This window comes from Bacteroidetes bacterium GWF2_43_63 (genome assembly GCA_001769275.1).
Classification (GTDB): Bacteria; Bacteroidota; Bacteroidia; order Bacteroidales; family DTU049; genus GWF2-43-63.
The window spans coordinates 1-20,345 of record MEOQ01000024.1 but is presented as its reverse complement, the minus strand read 5'-3'; the positions used below and the strand labels follow the sequence as shown (position 1 = coordinate 20,345).

Sequence of the window (20,345 nt, the reverse complement as noted above, 5' to 3'; positions counted from 1 at the left end):
ATCGCAGTAAATCTGTTTCCATTTTGTGTATTTTTTGAACCCAAAAATACACTTTCTCCCCAAGTTTTTAATCTGACCCTAAAAAGCATGCGGCAAGGGGCATGCGGCATAGGGCACAATGCACAACGTCCCGCCTTCGTCGGGATAAACTCCACGCTCAAAGCATGCGCAGCACCCAACATTTTGGCGTCCGCCAGACTTTAAATTGAGGCAAGGTGCGGACACGGAATCGTTGGGTGCTTCGGCCTTTGTCCCCGACAATTCCAGGTCAGTCAATCTTTTCTCAACGCTTGTTTGCTGGAGTTTACCCCGCTGTCTCCTTCGATACTTCGCAAGCTATTTCGCAAAAAGCGCTACAGGAGCGAAACTCAGGATGACAGCGGGGCTAAAATGTCGGGTGACTCAACGGTCAACGCACTCAGGTCGCTTCACGTGAGACGTGACATAGTCGCGACGCAGAGAGGTTGACCTTCAAAGCTCCTCCGCAAAGATTACGGCGATTTTAAAGTGCCATAGTGGCAATTCCCGATCTGTTCACCGAGGACGATTTTCGAATATATTTCACATTCGCTTCGTTATAAAACACAACTTTGTTAAAGATATTTGTCGTTGTACCACGTTTTTTAACATCTTAAGGACATTTTCCCATTTTTTTTATTTTCCGCCAAACTTTAACATGAGATCATCAATTGCGGAACAGATGCCTTTTGCATGATGCAAATCGAAAACACACCTTCGCCTTATAGGCGTTTTTAACCTACTAATTAATATTTATCGTAGCTGGGAAAAATTTAACGCTTGAGCTTCCCTTTCATTTGGCATAACTTGTCAACTGAATAAACGGGCAGCACATGACAAACATTTACACGAATTTATTTCTGGTTGCATTAATATACGGTATCGTTGCAACCATATGCGGAATGCGGGTTTACAGAACCAGCAGTACTCGTGTGCGCCCTTATATGTTCACGGGTAATTTTCGTATTGGAAAATCATTTGTCGCCAGCTATTCTATTGTCCGAAACAGAATCAATCATCCGCCGGATCTGTAAACGCGCAAATTTTCCATTCCTTTTCAGTACGCGTAGTACAATTTTCAGACAAAGTCAATCAACGGAATTTTCAATCATAAAGAGGAGGTCTTATGAAAAGAATTTTTATCTCATTAATGCTCACAGCTGTTCTGTCAACCGCATTCAGTCAGGATTACAACATGGGGTCTCAAAATTATGTGAGCACCTGCAGCGGCAACTTCTACGATAATGGGGGCATAGCTGGAAACTACACCAATGATTTTAATGACACCATTACATTTCAATCGAACAGTAACTCCATTATTTCAGTGCTGTTCACTAGCGTGAGTCTGATGGCCGGAGACAATTTATATGTGTACTTCGGGAATAGTGCGACGGGAACACCTGACATTACCAATCCCGCAGCTGGCCTGATCAAATCGAATTGCTGCTGCATTACATTCGTGTTTGTTTCGAACAGTCTTGTTGTAAGCACCGGCTGGGCCGCCAGCATCAATTGTGCAGCTCCGGCTGTTGCCAACGATTATCCCGTAACGGCATACACGGCTCTGCCTGATGGTTCGTTTCTGACCGGACAATCGAATGTTGGCGCCAAAGACGACCTGACTTCGGATTGCTTCGATGCAGGAAACACAGTCTGGTACTCGATTTCGCTCACCGGGGGAATGAATACAATTGATGTTACCATGCAAAACGCAACATTCCCGGATGTGCAATACTTATTAATATACGATTACTCCTGCCTCGACGGCTCAGCAGAAATCAGCGGCGCCCAGTGTATGGCTCCCTCCGAAATAGCCAACTGGACCAATCTGACCCATGGAAATTACTGGCTCGGCATCGCAACGGAAGCGACAGGAACTTTTGATCTGAGTATCACTGAAAGTTACCTTGATTATTGCGGTGATTTCTATTGCGGATCAGGAGAATCATGCCTTACATGCCCCTTCGATTGCGGCATTTGCCCTGAGACAGAAGGCGGACCGTATTTTCACACCACGAAGGGAATGCAAAGCACCAATCTTGGTCAATGTATAACCACAACCAATGCAGGCACCTATTTTGACAATAGCGGACCGGCAAACGCTTATTCCAACGACATACAACAAGTGTTCAGAACTTTTTGCCCAAAATCAACAAACAATATCATTCAAGCCACTATAAACGTTCTGTCTGTTGAATATGCAGCAGCAATTTGCAATGATCAGCTATATGTCCGCGACGGTCCTTCAGAGTATAGTACCGTTCTGTGGAGTGGCTGCGGCAATCTTCCAACCGTACGGACTTTGAGTGGAAATTACAATTCAGGCGTTTTTCAATCGTCCGACGAAAGCGGCTGTCTTACTTTTACATTCAATTCCAATGGATCCAATTCAGGTTATTGGGAAGGCTGGGAAATAGAATTGCTGGAAATACCCTCAGTCGCAGGCCCGGACCTGAATTACAACAACGACTGCGTAAGAGCTATTCCGCTGTGCAACGACTACACTGTTTCATCGCAAATGTTCGGGCCGGGGCTTATCTCGGAAGCCTGCGGCAGCTGCGCTCTGGCCGAAAGTTACAGCGAATGGTACAAAGTAAAAGTCTCAAGCGGAGGCACCATGGAATTCGAAATCACACCGCTGGGAAACAGTGATATGGATTTCGCCATTTATCAGGTCGAAGAATGCGGCGAGCTTTCCTCTCCGATCCGCTGTTCACATGCGTTTTATGCTCCTCCGGGAAAAACAGGATTAAGAAAACATTCCGGCGACATGTCCGAAGATGTGTATGGCGATCAATGGGTGTCCGAAATAAAAGTTGAAACAGGAAAAATGTATTATATCATGATTAATGAATGGAACAAAAACAATCCAAATTCCTACACTCTTGATTTTAAATTGTCAGATGGCGCTTCGTTCGATTGCTCAATTGTTCTGCCCGTAACCTTTCTTGATTTCAGTGCTTCGGTAAAAAAATCGGGGGTCGAACTCATCTGGAAAACTGCATCGGAAACCAACAACGACTTTTTCACCATTGAGCGTTCAACCGATGGATTCAGCTACGTACCGCTGGCAACCATGGATGGCTCCGGAAACAGCAATGAAATTGTGAGTTATTTCTTCATGGATGAAAACCCAGTGCAGGGACTTGCATACTACAGAATTAAGCAGACTGATTTTGACGGCAATTTTGATTATAGCCAGACATTGCCCGTAGATTTTCTTGACCAAAAACTCCCCTGGCTCAATGTTTATCCAAGTCCTGCTACTGAAATTCTCCATATTTCAACCGACGAATCTTCCATCGACGCTACCTACAGCATTTACAACGCCCTCGGTGCAATCGTTGAAACCGGACATTGGGTAAAAACAGAATTTGATCTGCAGATTGCTGATTTCGATGACGGAATGTATTACTTATCCATCAATGGTTCAAAGCAAGTCTCCTTCATGGTTTCGCATTAAAACATTGTTTTCGGATCGAAGAAAGAGGCTGATTCAAGTAGGCTATAAAACAAAAACAACATTCCATGGTCCCGGCCACAATTTACCCTCGAAGAGTTCGGAACTCTTCGAGGGTTTTCTAAACAGGCCGGAAAATGGATTGTCGTAACAATACGCTTTTTTTAGACAGTCTCATAATGGTCCAGCCGGCTTCGGAGGAGTCACAGGTCTATAGATTATCATCACAACAAAACAACGACTCCGGAGGAGTAGCATGTATAGGAGCCTCGGCTACATCGGAAGCCTGATTAAGTGAAAAATAATCAACAGCAACGACCCGAAGTTCTATTAAAAAATTATTGACCTTTATCAGCTTCCTTCAGAATCTTTACAGACTCAGAAAAATTATCACCCGATACGGTGAGAAAATAAATGCCGGCCGGAATATCATTCACATGTAGGGTCAGCATATTCTGAGCGACTTCGTCCTCGCTGAGTTCATATCTAAGCAGAATACGGCCTTTCATGTCAGTCAAAATAACCATTACACTCTGCATAACTATATCCTGAAAGCTGATCACCAGTGATTCGGTAAACGGATTCGGATATATTTCAGTCATCATTCTACCACTGCTGCAATCCGGGCTCACTGGACCAAAAACTTCAAATCCACCGTCGAAATCGAATTGAACGATGCGATAATAATTATTGCCTTCGAGTGGCTGTTGATCAGTGTGTGTGTAATTCAGAAGAATGTTACTGTTGCCGGCTGCAGACACCTGTGATATATCCTGCCACAGGCTCAGATCACTGCTTCGTTGAATCAGAAAATATGCACTGTTAATTTCTGTAGCCGTTGTCCAATTTAGAAAAACCATATCGCTCACACATTCGGCAGAAAAATCAATAAGGGATACCGGCAGACCAGCGTTAACAGTCACTCCGGCAGGCGGAGTAATGTCAAAAGTGTTGGAGCCATCAATGTCAATAACACCGGCTCCAGTAATATTGCCCCCAGATCCTCCGCTCAGATTTCCACCAATATCAAGATAACCTGAATTCATATCGATAACACCATTGTTGTTGAAAACAACATCACCGGAGACCGTTACATTTCCGAAAACAGAAAGCTCACCGTCATTTTTCACGTTTATATTTCCATTGATCGTCAGGCTGCCTGAAACGTTAATCACCAGATTGTTCATCGCAGTCAGATTGCCGTTAATCACGAGACAACCGGCAACATTCAATTCACAGCCATTTCCGAACTCAATATCATTGTCGAGGATTACTGCATCGCAGGCAGAAATAACGATCACATTGCTGTTGCCATTCAAAGGGCCAATATTTCCACCCTGCCATGTATGATAATCATCCCAGCTGCCACAGTTCACAGTTATGAACGTAGTTGCCAGAACAGGACCCGATAATATTGCCAGAAACAGCGTTAAAAGTTTAATCACCTTATTTGTCTTTAAAATACGTATGCAGAAACATGATTTTATTCGTTTTATCTAATTGCAGACGGCAAATATAACACGATCAATCAACTATTACAAATTTTATCCAGCCTCCTATACCGTAGATTTGATGCATTTTTGCAAGCACAAGACAATTGAATACCTCATCTACAAACACGTTCAGACACCTGTTGTTTTTTATCATTTTTTTCATATGCTTTATCTATCATATTTGGATATTTACAATGCTTTTTCTTGTTTCGAAAATATAATACCAATTTTTACATTTAACCTATGCTATTGATTTACTTATACTTAAATAATATAAAATAAATCAAAAACAAACAACGGCCAATGATCACTAAAATAAGATAAATCGAATATTCAAAAATGACTCCCACATCTCACCCAGAATTTACAATAATATTTAACCCTAAATTAACTCTCACGATGGGCTTTGCCCACTTAATTTCTGGCATAACAAGCTTTTGAATGATAAAAAAGGTAAAGAACTCAACAATATCCAATCGTCCAACTGAAAAAAGGACACGGGATCATAGCCGGAGAGTGCTTTTACCCCCAACAGCTTGTCCGCTCCGCTTCACATAGCATTAATGAACAGGAAACCCGGTATTTCCGGACTTTGTTGAAAAAATTAAAATGTGGTAATAATTGATTTCAGCGCTTCAAAAAAAGACATAGCAACTTTTAAAAAACTGTTGCATTCCATCAGTAATTTCGTACCTTTACATGTTATTTTTGCAATATGAAAAACTGGTTTTTGTTCTTTGCTTTTATACTGCCATTGTTTGCAGTTGCGCAGCCACCCGCTGGATATTACGATGATGCCGAAGGGCTTTCTGGAAGCGCGCTGAAAATCGCCTTGCATAACATTATATCAGCTGGCTTTGTGAGCAGTTCTTACGACGATTTGTGGGATGTTTATCAGACAACCGATAAAAAAACCAACGGAAAAGTATGGGATATGTACAGCGATATTCCGGGCGGAACGCCGCCCTATGAATTTACATTTGTTACCGACCAGTGTGGAAACTACAGCAGCGAAGGCGATTGCTACAACCGCGAGCATTCGGTTCCGCAAAGCTGGTTTGGTGGCTCTTCGCCCATGTACAGTGACATGTTTCACGTAGTTCCCACCGATGGAAAGGTAAACGGTCAGCGCAGCAATTATCCGTTTGGAGAGGTGAGTGCTGCATCATGGACTTCGCAGAACGGCAGCAAACTTGGCCCCTGCAGTTTTCCCGGCTACACAGGCACAGTCTTCGAACCCATCGATAGTTTCAAAGGCGATTTTGCACGCATTTACTTTTACATGTGTGTGCGCTACAAAGACGAAATGCCCTCCTGGACAGGAGAATCGTTCAGCAGCGGCGATCTGAGCGCCTGGACCGAAAACATGCTATTGCAGTGGCATGCATCCGATACGGTGAGCACCAAAGAAATTGACCGGAACAACGATGTATATGGCATTCAGCATAACCGGAATCCGTTTGTTGACCAGCCTGAATGGGTATATTCAATCTGGGGATCAACCTCCGGCGAAGACATGGATGTTCAACAACTGGTTTCGGTATTTCCTGTTCCGGCAAATGAAACAATCAATATTCAATATACAACAACGGAACGCCCGGAACAGATGTATTTATGCGACCTCCAAGGACGTGTTGTTTTGCAGGCAACAGCAGAAACAAATATTGAAACGGGTGATTTGCCAAGCGGATTTTATTTTCTGAAATTCCAATTCGAAAACGGTGTTTCTGAAAAAGAAATCGTAATTATGCATTGATTTTCACCTATGCCTCTTGTTTATCACGAATGGATTCATCCGGACCTGCAAATGGGTCTGTGGCACATCACCGAAAGTGTAGATGAACTTATTTCCATGTTATTTCTCAATAAAGAAGAATTCGACACGCTGGCATCATTTGGAAACGACACGCGGCGGCGCCAATGGCTGAGCTACCGGGCTCTGATCCGAAATCTTGTCAAAGCCGATTACATATATCGTATTTTTTACGACGACAACAATAAGCCCTATTTAGTAAATCCGCAGCGCTCCATCAGCATCTCGCATTGCTCTGATTATTCAGCGGTATTGATTTCGCAGGACATGAAGCTGCTGCAAGGACTCGACATTGAACCCATCCATCCGAAAATTCTGAAAGTAACGCAGAAATTCATGGATGTGCAGGAACACGAAGAGTGGAAAAAAGAAGAAAACCTCGAAAATGCCGTTGCATACTGGACTTTCAAGGAAGCCATTTTTAAAGCCTACGGCAAACGATACATCACCCTGCGAGGCAACATTCACATTGATCCTTTTGAATTGAAAAAAGCAACAGCGAAAGGATTTATCCGGCTGAAATCAAAACAGCAAGCGTTCGACCTGCATTTACGCCAATTTCAGAACATGCTGATTTCGGTAGCACATGAGCCGAAATGATTTGAGATATCCGATTTTAGATTTATGATCTGATTTGCGATTTGATTTGCGATTTGAAATTCGAATTCTCGAATAAAAATTCAAACTTTTGAACTCCTTCAAAAATCAAAAATCTCTAATCGGATGTCTTATATTTAAAACAGCCCGGTCACATTTCCGTCATCGTCGAAGCCAATATTTTCGGCAGAAGGAATAGCGGGCAATCCCGGCATACGCATGATGGTTCCGGCAATCGGAACAACAAAGCCTGCACCAGAAGAAATTTCGATTTCACGAATATTCACCGTAAAATCTTTCGGGCGGCCACGCAATTCGGGAATATCGGACAATGAATTCTGTGTCTTTGCCATGCACACAGCTAATTTATCGAGGCCCAGCGAAACGATGTTCTGAAGATCCTTACGCGCTTTCAGCGAATACTCAACATCCTTTGCTCCATACATATTTGTAACAATGGTGCTGATTTTCTTTTCCACATCCCAGTTTTTGTCATAGAGCGGTTTAAAGCAGGACGGACATGACTTTGCCTGACTTATAACAGTTTCGGCAAGTGCCACAGCACCTTCTGAACCCTTGGCCCAGGACTCGTTTACAGCCATCGGCACATTTTGTGATTTACAAAAATCATCAATTACTTTTATTTCTTCTTCGCTGTCTGTATCGAATTTATTAATCGCAATAACAGGCGTGAAGCCAAACATTTTCATGTTTTCGATATGCTTTTCGAGATTTGGAAGACCTTTGCGAACCAGCTCTGCATCAGGAACTGAAAACTGTTCTTTCTTCGCGCCGCCATGGTATTTCAATGCACGAACCGTTGCAACAATTACAACAGCATTTGGCATTAATCCTCCCGCCTGGCACTTGATATCGAAAAACTTTTCCGCCCCCAGGTCGCTTGCAAAACCGGCTTCGGTAACTACAAATTCTGAAAGAGACAATCCTGTTTTGGTAGCAATAATGGAATTCGTTCCCTGCGCAATATTGGCAAATGGTCCTCCATGAATAATGGCTGGTGTGTTATCGAGTGTTTGCACCAGATTGGGCATAATAGCGTCTTTCAGCAACACAGCCATAGCGCCCTGCGCATTCAGATCGCGTGCATATACAGGTTTTTTGTCGAAGGTGAACCCGATAAAAATATTACCCAGCCTTTTCTCAAGATCGTCTTTGTCGGCAGCCATACACAGAATAGCCATGACTTCGGATGCTGCTGTAATATTAAATCCCGTTTCGCGCGGAATTCCATTGGCTGTTCCACCAAGTCCAATTACAATATCACGCAGCGATCGGTCATTCATATCCATCACACGCTTCCAGCTTATGGTGCGTGGATCAAGGTTTAAATTATTTTTTGTGTTCTGAAGATTGTTGTCAATCAATGCAGATAAAAGATTGTTTGCTTTTTCAATAGCCGCCATATCGCCCGTGAAATGCAGATTGATGTCTTCCATCGGAATCACCTGTGCATAACCACCGCCTGCAGCGCCGCCTTTCACACCAAAAACAGGTCCCAGTGAAGGTTCGCGAAGTACAACAGTTGCTTTTTTCCCAATGCGGTTCAAACCCATTGCCAATCCAATAGAAGTTGTGGTTTTCCCTTCACCAGCCGGCGTTGGAGTAATGGCAGTCACAAGAATCAGCTTCGATTTTTTAATTTTCTCTTCATCAATATAACTAAGCGGAATTTTTGCTTTATGCTTCCCATACAGATCCAAGTCATCGGGATTTATTCCCAATTGCTTTGCTATTTCAACAATAAGCTTGATTGGTGTTTCACGGGCAATCTGAATGTCTGATTTCATATTTTATAGAATTTATGCAAAAATACGAAAGCAAAATCCATTTTCCACATAATACTGATACTTATCACGGGTTAAAAAACCCTGTAGTCTCTCAAAATAGTTGTAAATTCGTGCAATTAATAGCTGAGAATATGAAAGAATTGAAAATAAGAGATCTCACACTGCGCGACGGCCAGCAATCATTGTTTGCAACCCGCATGAACCAGGCACAGGTTGATCATGTTTTGCCGTTGTTCAAAGAAGCCCGTTTTTATGCATTGGAAGTGTGGGGTGGCGCTGTTCCCGACAGCATTATGAGATACCTGAATGAAGATCCATGGGAAAGACTTGCCAAAATAAAAGAAGGCATTGGAGATTCTTCAAAACTTACCGCTTTGTCGCGCGGACGCAATTTGTTTGGCTACAATCCATATCCTGAAAGCGTTATTGAAGGGTTCATCAAAAACGCCATGTCGACTGGTATTGACATTCTCCGCATTTTCGATGCATTGAACGACATGAACAATATTAAAAGCTCTGTTGAATATGTAAAAAAATATGGCGGCATCGCCGACGGAACTATCAGCTATACTGTTGATCCCAAGCTCGAACTTAAGAAAAAATTCTTCGGACTGATTAAAGAAAAACCGAAACCCCCGGTATTTACGGTTGACTACTTTGTTGGCAAAGCAAAAGAAATTGAAGCCATGGGCGCCGACATGATCACACTGAAAGACATGGCCGGACTGGTTGATCACGTGAGTGCTGCCAAAATTATCCGCGCGCTCAAAAACAACGTAAAAATTCCTGTTGATTTTCATACTCACTCAACCCCTGGCTACGGGCTGGCTTCGGTGCTTACCGCCATGATGAACGGTGCCGACATCATCGATACGAACATGATGCCTTTTGCCGGAGGTAGTGCTGCACCTGCTTACGAAATTATTCATCTGTTCTGTAAGAAACTTGGATACGAAACCAATGTCAACATCGAAGTACTGAAAAAACTCAGTGACAAACTTGAGGAAATCAGGCACCAGATGGACGAATACGACAGCTACAAAATGTTCCCGAAAAGCTTCGATCTCGTAAAAGACAAGCTGCCAACAGAGATGGAAAAAGTATTCGACCGGGCTATCAGTTCCGTTGAAAAAGAAAATTACGAAGATGTACTGCAGGCCTGTAACGAAATTGAAGCCTATTTCAATTTCCCTGCTCCGAACGAAATGGTGAAGAACGCGCAGATTCCGGGAGGCATGTACACCAATATGCTGGCGCAGCTCAAAGCAGTCAAAATGGATGAATTGCTCCCGCGCGTTCTCCTGGCTGTTCCTGCAGTACGAACTGCAGCCGGATCTGTGCCTCTGGTTACACCTACCAGTCAGATTGTTGGCGTTCAGGCGGTAAATTGCATTCTTGACGAAAACAAAGGATTGCCCTGGTACACCAATGTAAACACACAATACGTAAATCTTGTAAAGGGCTCATACGGCCAGACTCCGGTTCCTGTTGATCCTGATTTCCGCGAAAAGATTACCGGCTCGCGCGAAGAAGTTCCTTACAACACGGCCAACTACAAGCCGCAGCCCAACAAGGTTTTGACACAATACGGCGATCGCAATCTGGTTAATTCAGAAAAAGATCACTTGCTTCTCGAACTGTTCCCGGCTGTTGCAGAGCCATTTTTGACCGATCGCGCCAAAGCGGAATGGGAAGCAGACCAGGCCGTCATCAAAGCCGAACAGGATGCCATCCGCGCCGAAGAAGAACGCAAGCGCGAAGAAGAACGCGCCGCTTTTGAAGCCGAAAAAGCCGCATACAAAGCCCTCAGCAAAGAAGAAAAAGAAAAGCGACTGCTCGATGGCTTGTATAACTACAAGTGGTTTACGTTTTAATTACAACCTTTAAACTTCGACGAAGTTTAAAGGTTCGACGAAGTTTGGGTAAAGGTTGTAATTAAAACTGGAAATAAATGAACGGCTGCACCGATTCGCTTTTGAACTGAATAACCAGCTGAATAAGCACTACAAAGGCAATGGCCTTTACTATAAAAGGCAAACGTACATACGTGTTTTCCATTTTCGGGAACATTCGTGACGGCACAGCGTGAATGGCAATACCAATCAGCATCATTATTACAAAAACATATCGGACACTCCAGAATGGCTGCAAATAAGCCCAATCCATCGCTCCGAAAATCTGCCCAATCATTTCCCAGGCAAGCTGAAAACTTTGCGCTCTAAAGAAAATCCAGAGAAATACAACAAAATGAAAAGTAATAAACCAGGCAAAGAATTTATAAATCCTTGAACCCCATTTTGAATCTATTTCGCCTGGCATTACATAGGTTTTCCACAGCTTATGAATGGACAAACCAATGCCATGCATGCCGCCCCAAAAAACAAACTGCCACGAAGGTCCGTGCCAGAGCCCGCCAAGCAACATTGTGATAAAAAGATTGATATAGGTTCTTAACTTTCCTTTTCTGTTTCCGCCCAGCGGAATATAGAGATAATCGCGCAACCATGTTGAAAGACTAATGTGCCAACGCCGCCAAAATTCGGTAATATTCAGCGACTGATAAGGCTTATTGAAGTTAATTCCCAGATCGAAACCCATCATTTTCCCAATACCGATGGCCATGTCGCTATAACCACTGAAATCGCAGTAAATCTGCAGGGTGTAGCCATACACCGCCATCAGGTTTTCAAAACCACTGTAGGTTGCCGGAGCTGAGAAAATCAGATCATTGTATTGCGATACATAATCAGCCAGTACAGCTTTTTTGAACAAACCCTGCATGATCAGAAAAAAACCTTTCTGCACTTCATCGGGATGAATGGTAACATGCCCTTTGAGCTGAGGCAGAAACTGACTCGCCCTGACTATAGGACCGGCAACAAGTTGTGGGAAAAAGGTGATGTAAAACGCATAGTTGAAAAAATCCTTTTCCGGCTCCAGATCACCTCTGTAAACATCAATAACATAACTGAGAATCTGGAAAGTGTAAAACGAAATACCCACCGGCAGAAAAATATCAGCTGCCTCGAACTCCCCGCCGGAGATCATGGCAAAATTGTCGAGCAGAAAATTTGTGTACTTGTAATAGACCAGAAATCCCAGTGCAACGATGACATTAAGAACCAACAGCCATTTTTTAATCTTTGGATTTTTCTGACGGAACATAAATTGTGTGAGAAGATATACAAACACAAGGGTTCCGATCAGCAACAGAACATAAATACCGCTTGATTTATAATAAAAGAAAACACTGAAACCCAGCAGAAACAGTGTACGGGCAGTGTTGTTGCGATAAATAGCAGCATAGACCGACAAAACCAGAATGAACAGCAACCAGAAAGTCCCGCTGTTGAACAAAATGGGCGCAGCGGGTTTATAAAAAAGTATGTCGTGAATTATGTTACTCCAATTCATCAGAAAGGTGCGTTGGGTTGAAGAATTTCAGTAGGTGGCACTTTATTCAGAAAAGTGTCAGGAGGTGTCATCAGAATTTTGTAGCGTGCTTCGGTCTGCAGATACACCGCAACCGAATCCATCCATTTGTAGGCAGATTCACGCTTTGGATGCGCCCCGTCTTTTGTACGTTCGTACGAGAGATTCTTTGACGGGAAGTATCGGTCCTTTCCGGCATAGCGCAAAATCAAATCATTGATACCTGTGTCGTCTTTCCAGTTGGGAGGCCCGATCCAGACAAACGGCAGCGTATCCATCTGTGCAATGATATTTCTAACATATTCCGCACGTTCTGTTGTAATATCTTTAATAAACAATTCATTGGCGCCCAGCACAAGAAGGACATAGGTCGGTTTATGCTTGTTGATGAAATGCTTCAATGTATCGCATTGGCCGTACCAAAGCGATGAAGAGCTATACCAAATTACAGTATTGACTGAATGTCCGTTTTTGCGGGCGTAATCGCCAAGCCGGATTCGTAGGAACTCAAGCATGGAGTCACCTATCAGCAGAAATTTCTGCGCCGAAGAATCTACTTTTTCTCCTGAACCATCCTGTACAATGGAATCGGCGGCCTGAGCCAGCGGCAGCACTTCGGGGTAAAAGAATTTCCGGATGCCCGAATCTTTTAATTCATAAGACCCGATGCTGATTTTCGCATTTGAAAACGATAAAACGGTGAATAACACAAGTGTGCCCAGTAATAACCAGACATACTGAAAATAATCGCGCGGCGGTTTTTCTGATTTGAAAAGTCTCAAAACTTTTTGCGGCAAAAATAATTATTTATCCCGTTTCTGAAGAAACAACCAGCGGATGTTTTCAACATTGGAGTAAACCTGTTCCCAGCAAAGATGTCCCAGATTGGGAAATAAAACAAACTCTGCCAAGCCACCACACTGATTCACAGCATTCACCATGTTTGCTGTGCGCGATGGAATCACCAGATGATCGAGCTTTCCATGAAATGCTTTTACAGGAATATTTTCCATCAGACAGGCAGAAGTTTCATCACCGCCGCCGCAAACAGGCATACCTGCCGCAAAAAAATCAGGCCTGCGGGCAAGTGCATCCCAGGTGCCGAAACCGCCCATAGAAAGGCCTGTTACGTAAATTCGACTGGTGTCAACCGGCAAAATTTCAATTAATGAGTCTATCAGCGAAAATGTCTGCCCTAGCGGAACAGAAATACGTGGCGGCATCCGGTGCGATGGCTTTGACCAGTCAACTTCGACCCAACGGGCACTCAGCGGACATTGCGGCGCAAGAATGATGCAACGGAACTGCTGCCGGATGCTGTCATTCATAAAATGACGGACGCCATTGAATAATTGACTTTCATTATCATCACCGCGCTCCCCCGCTCCATGCAGAAAAAGCACAAAAGGTAGTTTCTCGTCCGGGCCAATTGAGTCCGGCACATACATCCGGTAAGGCAACACGCCTTGATTGGTGGTAAATTTTGCAGACAGCATTAAGCTTTTCCAATGATCCTGGGCATCCACTTTATTAGCAGACGAAAACAGTATGAGCGAAAACAATAAAATCAAAGCTGGTTTCATTGGAAATTTTTACAAATATCGGGAAAATTTAAAAAATGTATTTTTACAAAAATTATTCCTGAATTATGTGGAAAAAAATCCGTCGTGTTCTGAAAATTATCCTGATTGTTGTCCTGGTTGTTGCAGGGCTGATCATTGGCTATTTTGCAACGGTGATTGCCATTAACTCCAACCGCAATTTTACGCCTCCGGTTACCGACACCCTTAAAATCACTGAAGGCCGCAATGCGTGGCTGTTTCCCGACGAGAACATTTCGATGATCTCCTGGAACATCGGCTATTGCGGACTGGGCAAGGAAATGGACTTTTTTTACGAAGGCGGTAAAAATATGCGCCCTGACAAAGAGTTGTATAAGTCGTATCTGAATGCGGTTTTCAACATTGTATCGGCCATGGACAGTGTTGATTTTTTATTGCTTCAGGAAGTCGATTTCGATGCGCGAAGGTCTTTTTATTCACATCAGGATAGTTCGCTGATGCAGGCCCTTCCTGACTTCAGCTCGTCGAGTGCCGTAAATTACGATGTGCCGTATGTGCCATTTCCGCTTTTCAACCCTATGGCAAAAGTATATTCCGGCATGATGACCTTTTCGCGCTATATCCCTGAATGGGCGCAACGAATCTCATATCCCGGAAGTTACTCGTGGCCAATGAGTGTGTTTTTTCTGGATCGCTGCTTCACTATCATGCGTTACGAGCTTGACAGCAAAAAAGATCTGTATGTGATAAACACGCACAATTCCGCCTTCAGCGATGCGGGCGACATCCGTATTGCGGAACTCCTCTTTCTTCGAAGCTTTGTGCTCGATCTTTACAGCCGCGGACACTATGTGATTGCAGGCGGCGACTGGAATCAGAATCCGCCGGGATTCAATCCGGCTGAAATCAAAACAGGCGATAAAGTCCGGCTGGTGGGGACTTCTGTAAACAATGATTTTTTGCCTGAAGAATGGAAATGGGTTTACGATCACAGCACTCCAACCAACCGCGATGTGAATATTTCGTATCAGAAAAGCACTACGACCACCACCATCATCGATTATTTTCTGTGCTCTCCCAATATTGACGTAAACGAAGTTAAAACCATCGATATGGGATTTACGCATTCCGACCACAATCCGGTTTATCTCAATTTTGCGCTCATTCCCGACAGTGCCTGTTGCGATTCCATGATGGTGTATGAAACAATGAAAGAAAGAATTGCTCTGGAGAAAAAGAATAAGAAGAGAAAAAAACAATAATCTAAAAGACATGAAATCTGTTATTCAGCGTGTCACAGGTGCCTGCGTTACTGTTGAAGGAGAGATTGTTTCTGCCATCGGACAGGGCCTTCTTGTGTTGCTCGGCATTCATCAGGAAGACAACGAAGATGATATGGAATGGATGGTGAAAAAAATCGCGGGACTTCGCATTTTCGATGATGAAAACGGCGTGATGAATATAGATGTAACTCAGGCTGGAGGTGATGTTATGGTTGTCAGTCAATTCACGCTGCTGGCTTCTACCAGCAAAGGCAATCGCCCATCCTATATAGCAGCTATGGAGCCTCTGAGAGCTGAAATTACGATTGAAAAATTTATTCAGAAACTGGAAAAGACTATTCAAAAACCAGTTTCCACCGGCTCATTCGGAACCCACATGAAAATAAGTCTGGTTAACGACGGACCGGTGACCATCATAATGGATTCAAAAAACAAAGAAGTATGACCATCGAAGAGCTTCAGGAAAAAGTGGATGCCTGGATAAAGCGGCATGGGGTGCGGTATTTCAGCGAACTTACAAATACGGCTATATTGATGGAAGAAGTCGGAGAGCTGGCCCGGCACATGTCGCGCCAGTTTGGCGAACAATCCTATAAAGAAGGCGAAGATCCGGATGGACTCAAAAAAGAAATGGCCGACGTGTTGTTTGTGCTGGTTTGCCTGGCCAATCAGTGCGGCGTGAATCTCGAAGAAGCGCTTGTCGATAATCTCGAACGCAAGGCCAAAAGAGATTCCGAAAGGCACCGGAACAATCCGAAGCTGAAAAGTTGAAACAAAGCGTTTAGTATAGCTATTAAATAATTACCGCTGCGGTTTAAAATAAACATAGCGATGTTGCAACATTCAAAAGATTCGGCCGGTTTAAAAGAATGTCACAAAAAGAATCCATCTACAAAAACAACATTCCACCGTTCTCAAGCGACGAAGACGCTGAAGGACATGGAACCGTTGTTTTTGCCGTTGTTACGACGGTTCCATGTTCCGGCTTGTTTAGAAAACCCTCGAAGAGTTCGGAACTCTTCGAGGGTTAATTGTGGCCGGAACGGTGGAATGTCGTAACAATACGGTATTTTAAGACAGACTCTACGTTTCGGCCGAACAGATGGAATGGAATGTTGTTTTCGCTGAAAAAGCAATTATAGATAGTATCACTATTTATTTTCTTCATAGTTAATATATTCTGTATATTTGCGAAAATAAGTTTACATGACCAGAGCCGATATTCTTCGTGAAGCCATAAGTCGTTTTCCGGCAGGAAAGGTCTTTGGCTACAGCGAACTGGCCAATACGCAGCTGAGGCACAGCGCCATGGTTATCGAGATGAACCGACTGGTGCAAAAAGGCGAAGTTTCCCGCGTAATGCGCGGACGTTTTACTACTGCTGAAAATTCTAAAAAAGCCGTTTCTCCGCAGGAAATCATCAGTGCCATTTGTAATTACCGCAACAAAGTATGTGGTTACGAAACAGGGCCATCAGTCTGGGAAAAATGGGGGTTAGTGCCCACTGCAAAGAGTCGCAAAGAATATTACATTTCCATCACACAGATGCGGCCAGCACAAAAGCATGGGAGAATTATAGTGCGATTCAAACGATCGAAATTGGATCCGTCGCGCTACAACCATGAAATCATGCAGTTTCTCGATACATTGGAATCGGTAAATAGTATTGCACAAAAATCAAAAGCCGATATTTTTGGAATAATGGAACAGCTTTTCAGATCGTGGAACGAAGGCTACCGAAATCAGCTGGCCAATTATGCACTCGCCTACAAACCGGTTACACGCGCCCTGGCCGGAGCATTACTTGAGAAAGAAGGGTACGCCGCCGATGCCCGGAGACTGGCTTCCAGCCTTCATCCTGCGTCAACCTATAAAATCAAGGCCGACTGCAGCATCATACAGAATATTTCTGATTGGAGAATAATCTGTGACAAAAAATCCAGTCAGGCTAACAAACAAACGAAGAATTCAAAACAAAAAAACGCATAACATGGAAGGACTTGTAATCTGCTCAACCGGCCGCTGGTGCGATGTTTATACAAATGGTAAAATGTATAAATGTTCGCTCAAAGGCAACCTGCGATTGAAGGGGCTGAAGACAACCAATCCAGTTGCTGTAGGAGACAGGGTGCTTTTCGAGGTAGATGAAATAAACGCTACAGGCAGAGTGAATGATGTTTTAGAAAGAAAAAATGTTCTTATCCGAAGAGCAACAAACTTGTCGCGTCAAACACATATTCTGGCAGCAAACCTTGATCTGGCCGTAATTGTTGCAACACCGATACTTCCGCGTACATCCACCGGTTTTATTGATCGTTTTCTGATAACAGCCGAAGCTTACAACATTCCGGCGCTGATTGTATTTAATAAACTTGATTTGTTTAAAGATGAAATGAGCGTTGTGGAATATTACAACGAGATTTATCAAGTGGCAGGATATCCAACTCTAATGGTTTCATCTACTGAAGGAACAAATACAGAGGAATTCAGAAATATTATTAAAAGCAAAACCATACTGATGGCTGGTCACAGCGGTGTTGGCAAATCGACGCTCATCAAAGCACTGGCGCCCGACCAGAAAATAAAAATAGGAAATATTTCCGCTGCCCATCACAAAGGCAAGCATACAACAACTTTTGCACGCATGTATATGCTGCCCGACGAAACACTCATTATCGATACTCCGGGCATCAAGGAATTTGGCGTAGTCGATTTCGCGCCCTGGGAGCTGGGTCACTGGTTTCGCGAATTCAAAGAATATATTCCACAATGTCACTACGCAAACTGCACCCATCAGCATGAGCCCGGATGTGCCGTGCGTGATGCTGCCGAAGCCGGAAAAATTCATGAGGAACGCTACTCCAATTATCTGGGGATTCTGAATAATATCAGCGCGTAGCGCATGAGGCAGGCGGCATGAGGCACAGAGCATGGAGCATGGGGCTTGGCTTGTCGCCTTCTTCAACCTCTCTGCGTCGTGAAGCGACCTGTCACGATTGCTATCGTGAGCGTTGAAGAAAACAAAGTACAACTTGCAAGAGTTGGTGCATGGCGTTGATCGCTTAAGCTTTAAGCTTCATCACGCTCTCACACAACCTAATCCACTATTTGTTTTGTATTTCAGAAAGTACAATATATTTTCTTTGTAGTTTATATTCATCTGTTATTACTGCTACTAAATTCCATATTTCACTTTTTGCGTATCTTTGTAGCCTGGCCCCGTAGTTCAATGGATAGAACGGAAGTTTCCTAAACTTTAGATACAGGTTCGATTCCTGTCGGGGCTACCCTAAAGGACAATTCTGAAACAGGCCGGAATTGTCCTTTTTTATTTCTGCTAAAACCCGCACTAGTATTAGTAAAAAGCTGTACAACTTCATTAATTTTTGTAGTTCGAACTTTATTTTCAGAATAAACCAACTTTCCGGGAAATATCGAACTTAAAATGCGCTGTTGTACTTCCAGACTCGAATTCTGGAATTTCAACGGTAAGTTTTGCAGGAACGAATGGCTTAAAACCAATTGATCATAAATATCCCTGGATAATTGACTCATGGATACAAGCTTTTGCTGCAGGCCATTCAGTTCAGAATTATATCTAAGTTTAATAGCGTTATAATCAATTGCTCCAATTTGATTATCGATTAACTTGTCTTGGAGATTAACCAGTCGTTCCTGAATTTTTACGATTTCACTCCTTACGGCATTAGAATTCTCCTTTCGGCTCGCTTCATTCTCAGAGAGGAGATCTTTTAATACAGCATTGTATAAATTGATCTCATTTTCGTTTGGCTGTATTTCTTCAAGCAATTTTAAAAACATTCTGTTCACCTCAGTCGCTCTGTGTCGTTCTCCACACCCTTTTGAACAATGGTAATAGAAATATCGCCCACCTTGTCCTTTTGAGGCACTTCCAGTTAGTTTTTTTCCACATCTTGGACACTCTAAAAAACCACGTAACGGCAGTTCGGGTTTTGACCGTTGTAATTTGCCAATATTTTGTCTCTCTTTTTTACCTGAAAGGATCTCCTGCACAACGTTGAAAGTGTATTCATCTATGAGAGGCTCATGTATTCCTTTAACAACCTTCTCTTCTTCATCCTTTGTCGCTTTTAGTTTGATTTTTCCAATATATACGGGGTTTCTCAGAAGGCATGAGAAATTGCTGATGCTGCAATTAAGACCTTCCTTATTGAGCTTGACTCGGGCAATACTTTGCGAGTACTCCCCCGTTGCAATCATTTCAAAAGCTTCCTTTATATATTTTGCATCTTTGCCCGGGACAATAATGGGCTTGTTGTTTTCGTCGCGCCGGTTCTCATATCCTTTGGGCGCTTTCACCACCCAACGACCATCTTTGATTGCTCTCCGCATTCCGGCGCTCACATTAAGCGAGCGTCGGTCGTTCTCCACTTCGGGCGAGGCCAGGTATAAAGCCAGCATCAGCTTACTTTCCGGGATACTCAGATCGAGCGGCTGCTCTGTTGCCTGAGCTTCAACATCAAACGCTTTCAGCGCCTTCAGCATTTCATAGGATTCGCCTGCATTTCGCGAGAAACGGTCCCATTTTATAAACAAAAGAAGATCAACGGTACGCTTATTCTGCTTCATAAATTCTATCAGCTTTTTGAAGGCTGGCCTTTCGAAGCTTTTTGCAGAATAATTGTCCTGAAAATGACCTGCTACGTCAATGTTGTTGATGGCACAATATGCTTTAAGCTTTTCGTGCTGGTCATTCAGACTGTATCCTTTGATGGCTTGCTCATCCGTTGATACTCTTGTGTACAATATTGCCTTTTTGTTCATTTTGCCTGAGTTTTTCTTTGATGTATTGAACATTTATCCGGGCCAGGTTATAGAGAAAATCTCTTATGGCCTG

The 20,345-nt window shown here is 43.3% G+C and carries 16 protein-coding genes, 1 tRNA gene and 1 pseudogene; 13 read left to right on the top strand and 5 right to left on the bottom strand.

The genetic code is table 11. The features are described from left to right. The first annotated feature begins 851 nt into the window (after positions 1 to 851). Together A2W93_00090 and A2W93_00085 are read left to right on the top strand one after the other, a co-directional pair. Positions 852 to 1,052 carry a hypothetical protein gene (locus A2W93_00090; protein OFY54737.1) on the top strand — a complete coding sequence of 67 codons (201 nt, stop codon included), beginning with the start codon at positions 852 to 854 and terminating at the stop codon, positions 1,050 to 1,052. 92 nt (positions 1,053 to 1,144) lie between these two features. Then, complete coding sequence (locus tag A2W93_00085) at positions 1,145 to 3,481, top strand: hypothetical protein (protein OFY54736.1); 2,337 nt, start codon at positions 1,145 to 1,147, stop codon at positions 3,479 to 3,481. A gap of 335 nt (positions 3,482 to 3,816) precedes the next feature. On the opposite strand, the gene A2W93_00080 is transcribed toward A2W93_00085, so the two are convergent. Beyond that, positions 3,817 to 4,923 carry a hypothetical protein gene (locus A2W93_00080; protein ID OFY54735.1) on the bottom strand — a complete coding sequence of 369 codons (1,107 nt, stop codon included), beginning with the start codon at positions 4,921 to 4,923 and terminating at the stop codon, positions 3,817 to 3,819. A 763-nt stretch (positions 4,924 to 5,686) separates the two neighbouring features. On the opposite strand from A2W93_00080, the gene A2W93_00075 reads away from it, so the two are divergent. Further along, entirely contained in the window at positions 5,687 to 6,727 is a 1,041-nt protein-coding gene (locus tag A2W93_00075) for a hypothetical protein (protein OFY54734.1), read from the top strand. A gap of 9 nt (positions 6,728 to 6,736) precedes the next feature. Further along, entirely contained in the window at positions 6,737 to 7,384 is a 648-nt protein-coding gene (locus tag A2W93_00070) for a hypothetical protein (GenBank protein ID OFY54733.1), read from the top strand. A gap of 134 nt (positions 7,385 to 7,518) precedes the next feature. Here A2W93_00070 and A2W93_00065 read toward each other — a convergent pair whose 3' ends face one another. After that, on the bottom strand, positions 7,519 to 9,189 hold the full coding sequence (locus A2W93_00065; protein OFY54732.1) for a formate--tetrahydrofolate ligase: 1,671 nt from the start codon (positions 9,187 to 9,189) through the stop codon (positions 7,519 to 7,521). 131 nt (positions 9,190 to 9,320) lie between these two features. Here A2W93_00065 and A2W93_00060 point away from each other — a divergent pair, with 131 nt between their 5' ends. Next, positions 9,321 to 11,063, top strand: coding sequence for a carboxylase (locus A2W93_00060; protein OFY54731.1), 1,743 nt, complete (start codon positions 9,321 to 9,323; stop codon positions 11,061 to 11,063). 61 nt (positions 11,064 to 11,124) lie between these two features. On the opposite strand, the gene A2W93_00055 is transcribed toward A2W93_00060, so the two are convergent. The 3 genes from A2W93_00055 to A2W93_00045 are packed head-to-tail and all read right to left on the bottom strand — an operon-like array spanning position 11,125 to position 14,204. Beyond that, positions 11,125 to 12,603 (bottom strand): alginate O-acetyltransferase, encoded by a 1,479-nt coding sequence (locus A2W93_00055; protein ID OFY54730.1) that lies wholly within the window; start codon positions 12,601 to 12,603, stop codon positions 11,125 to 11,127. Continuing rightward, positions 12,603 to 13,403 (bottom strand): hypothetical protein, encoded by an 801-nt coding sequence (locus tag A2W93_00050; GenBank protein OFY54729.1) that lies wholly within the window; start codon positions 13,401 to 13,403, stop codon positions 12,603 to 12,605. Before A2W93_00050 ends, A2W93_00055 begins: the two co-directional genes overlap by 1 nt. Positions 13,404 to 13,424: 21 nt before the next feature. Beyond that, positions 13,425 to 14,204 carry a hypothetical protein gene (locus A2W93_00045; protein ID OFY54728.1) on the bottom strand — a complete coding sequence of 260 codons (780 nt, stop codon included), beginning with the start codon at positions 14,202 to 14,204 and terminating at the stop codon, positions 13,425 to 13,427. A 65-nt stretch (positions 14,205 to 14,269) separates the two neighbouring features. Between A2W93_00045 and A2W93_00040 the strand changes: the two genes are divergently transcribed. The 8 genes and pseudogenes from A2W93_00040 (at position 14,270) to A2W93_00005 (ending at position 20,345) form a co-directional block, all read left to right on the top strand. Beyond that, positions 14,270 to 15,445: a hypothetical protein gene (locus A2W93_00040; protein OFY54727.1), complete on the top strand. Its 1,176-nt coding sequence runs from the start codon at positions 14,270 to 14,272 to the stop codon at positions 15,443 to 15,445. A gap of 10 nt (positions 15,446 to 15,455) precedes the next feature. Then, positions 15,456 to 15,911, top strand: coding sequence for a D-tyrosyl-tRNA(Tyr) deacylase (locus A2W93_00035; protein OFY54738.1), 456 nt, complete (start codon positions 15,456 to 15,458; stop codon positions 15,909 to 15,911). After that, positions 15,908 to 16,237 (top strand): pyrophosphatase, encoded by a 330-nt coding sequence (locus A2W93_00030; GenBank protein OFY54726.1) that lies wholly within the window; start codon positions 15,908 to 15,910, stop codon positions 16,235 to 16,237. Before A2W93_00035 ends, A2W93_00030 begins: the two co-directional genes overlap by 4 nt. Positions 16,238 to 16,672: 435 nt before the next feature. Beyond that, positions 16,673 to 17,455, top strand: a complete 783-nt coding sequence (locus A2W93_00025) for a hypothetical protein (GenBank protein ID OFY54725.1) — start codon at positions 16,673 to 16,675, stop codon at positions 17,453 to 17,455. A 1-nt stretch (position 17,456) separates the two neighbouring features. Then, positions 17,457 to 18,365 carry a ribosome small subunit-dependent GTPase A gene (locus tag A2W93_00020; GenBank protein OFY54724.1) on the top strand — a complete coding sequence of 303 codons (909 nt, stop codon included), beginning with the start codon at positions 17,457 to 17,459 and terminating at the stop codon, positions 18,363 to 18,365. 316 nt (positions 18,366 to 18,681) lie between these two features. Next, positions 18,682 to 18,756: transfer RNA gene (locus A2W93_00015), tRNA-Arg, on the top strand. 998 nt (positions 18,757 to 19,754) lie between these two features. Next, on the top strand, positions 19,755 to 19,958 hold the full coding sequence (locus A2W93_00010; protein ID OFY54723.1) for a hypothetical protein: 204 nt from the start codon (positions 19,755 to 19,757) through the stop codon (positions 19,956 to 19,958). Positions 19,959 to 20,156: 198 nt separating this feature from the next. Continuing rightward, a pseudogene (locus A2W93_00005) lies at positions 20,157 to 20,345 on the top strand (hypothetical protein).

Bases quoted from the DNA above. Each gene is read 5' to 3' on its own strand.
- A2W93_00090 (OFY54737.1), top strand. From the start codon at position 852: ATGACAAACATTTACACGAATTTATTTCTGGTTGCATTAATATACGGT.
- A2W93_00085 (OFY54736.1), top strand. From the start codon at position 1,145: ATGAAAAGAATTTTTATCTCATTAATGCTCACAGCTGTTCTGTCAACC.
- A2W93_00075 (OFY54734.1), top strand. From the start codon at position 5,687: ATGAAAAACTGGTTTTTGTTCTTTGCTTTTATACTGCCATTGTTTGCA.
- A2W93_00070 (OFY54733.1), top strand. From the start codon at position 6,737: ATGCCTCTTGTTTATCACGAATGGATTCATCCGGACCTGCAAATGGGT.
- A2W93_00065 (OFY54732.1), bottom strand. From the start codon at position 9,189: ATGAAATCAGACATTCAGATTGCCCGTGAAACACCAATCAAGCTTATT.
- A2W93_00060 (OFY54731.1), top strand. From the start codon at position 9,321: ATGAAAGAATTGAAAATAAGAGATCTCACACTGCGCGACGGCCAGCAA.
- A2W93_00055 (OFY54730.1), bottom strand. From the start codon at position 12,603: ATGAATTGGAGTAACATAATTCACGACATACTTTTTTATAAACCCGCT.
- A2W93_00045 (OFY54728.1), bottom strand. From the start codon at position 14,204: ATGAAACCAGCTTTGATTTTATTGTTTTCGCTCATACTGTTTTCGTCT.
- A2W93_00040 (OFY54727.1), top strand. From the start codon at position 14,270: ATGTGGAAAAAAATCCGTCGTGTTCTGAAAATTATCCTGATTGTTGTC.
- A2W93_00035 (OFY54738.1), top strand. From the start codon at position 15,456: ATGAAATCTGTTATTCAGCGTGTCACAGGTGCCTGCGTTACTGTTGAA.
- A2W93_00030 (OFY54726.1), top strand. From the start codon at position 15,908: ATGACCATCGAAGAGCTTCAGGAAAAAGTGGATGCCTGGATAAAGCGG.
- A2W93_00025 (OFY54725.1), top strand. From the start codon at position 16,673: ATGACCAGAGCCGATATTCTTCGTGAAGCCATAAGTCGTTTTCCGGCA.
- A2W93_00020 (OFY54724.1), top strand. From the start codon at position 17,457: ATGGAAGGACTTGTAATCTGCTCAACCGGCCGCTGGTGCGATGTTTAT.
- A2W93_00010 (OFY54723.1), top strand. From the start codon at position 19,755: ATGGGCTTGTTGTTTTCGTCGCGCCGGTTCTCATATCCTTTGGGCGCT.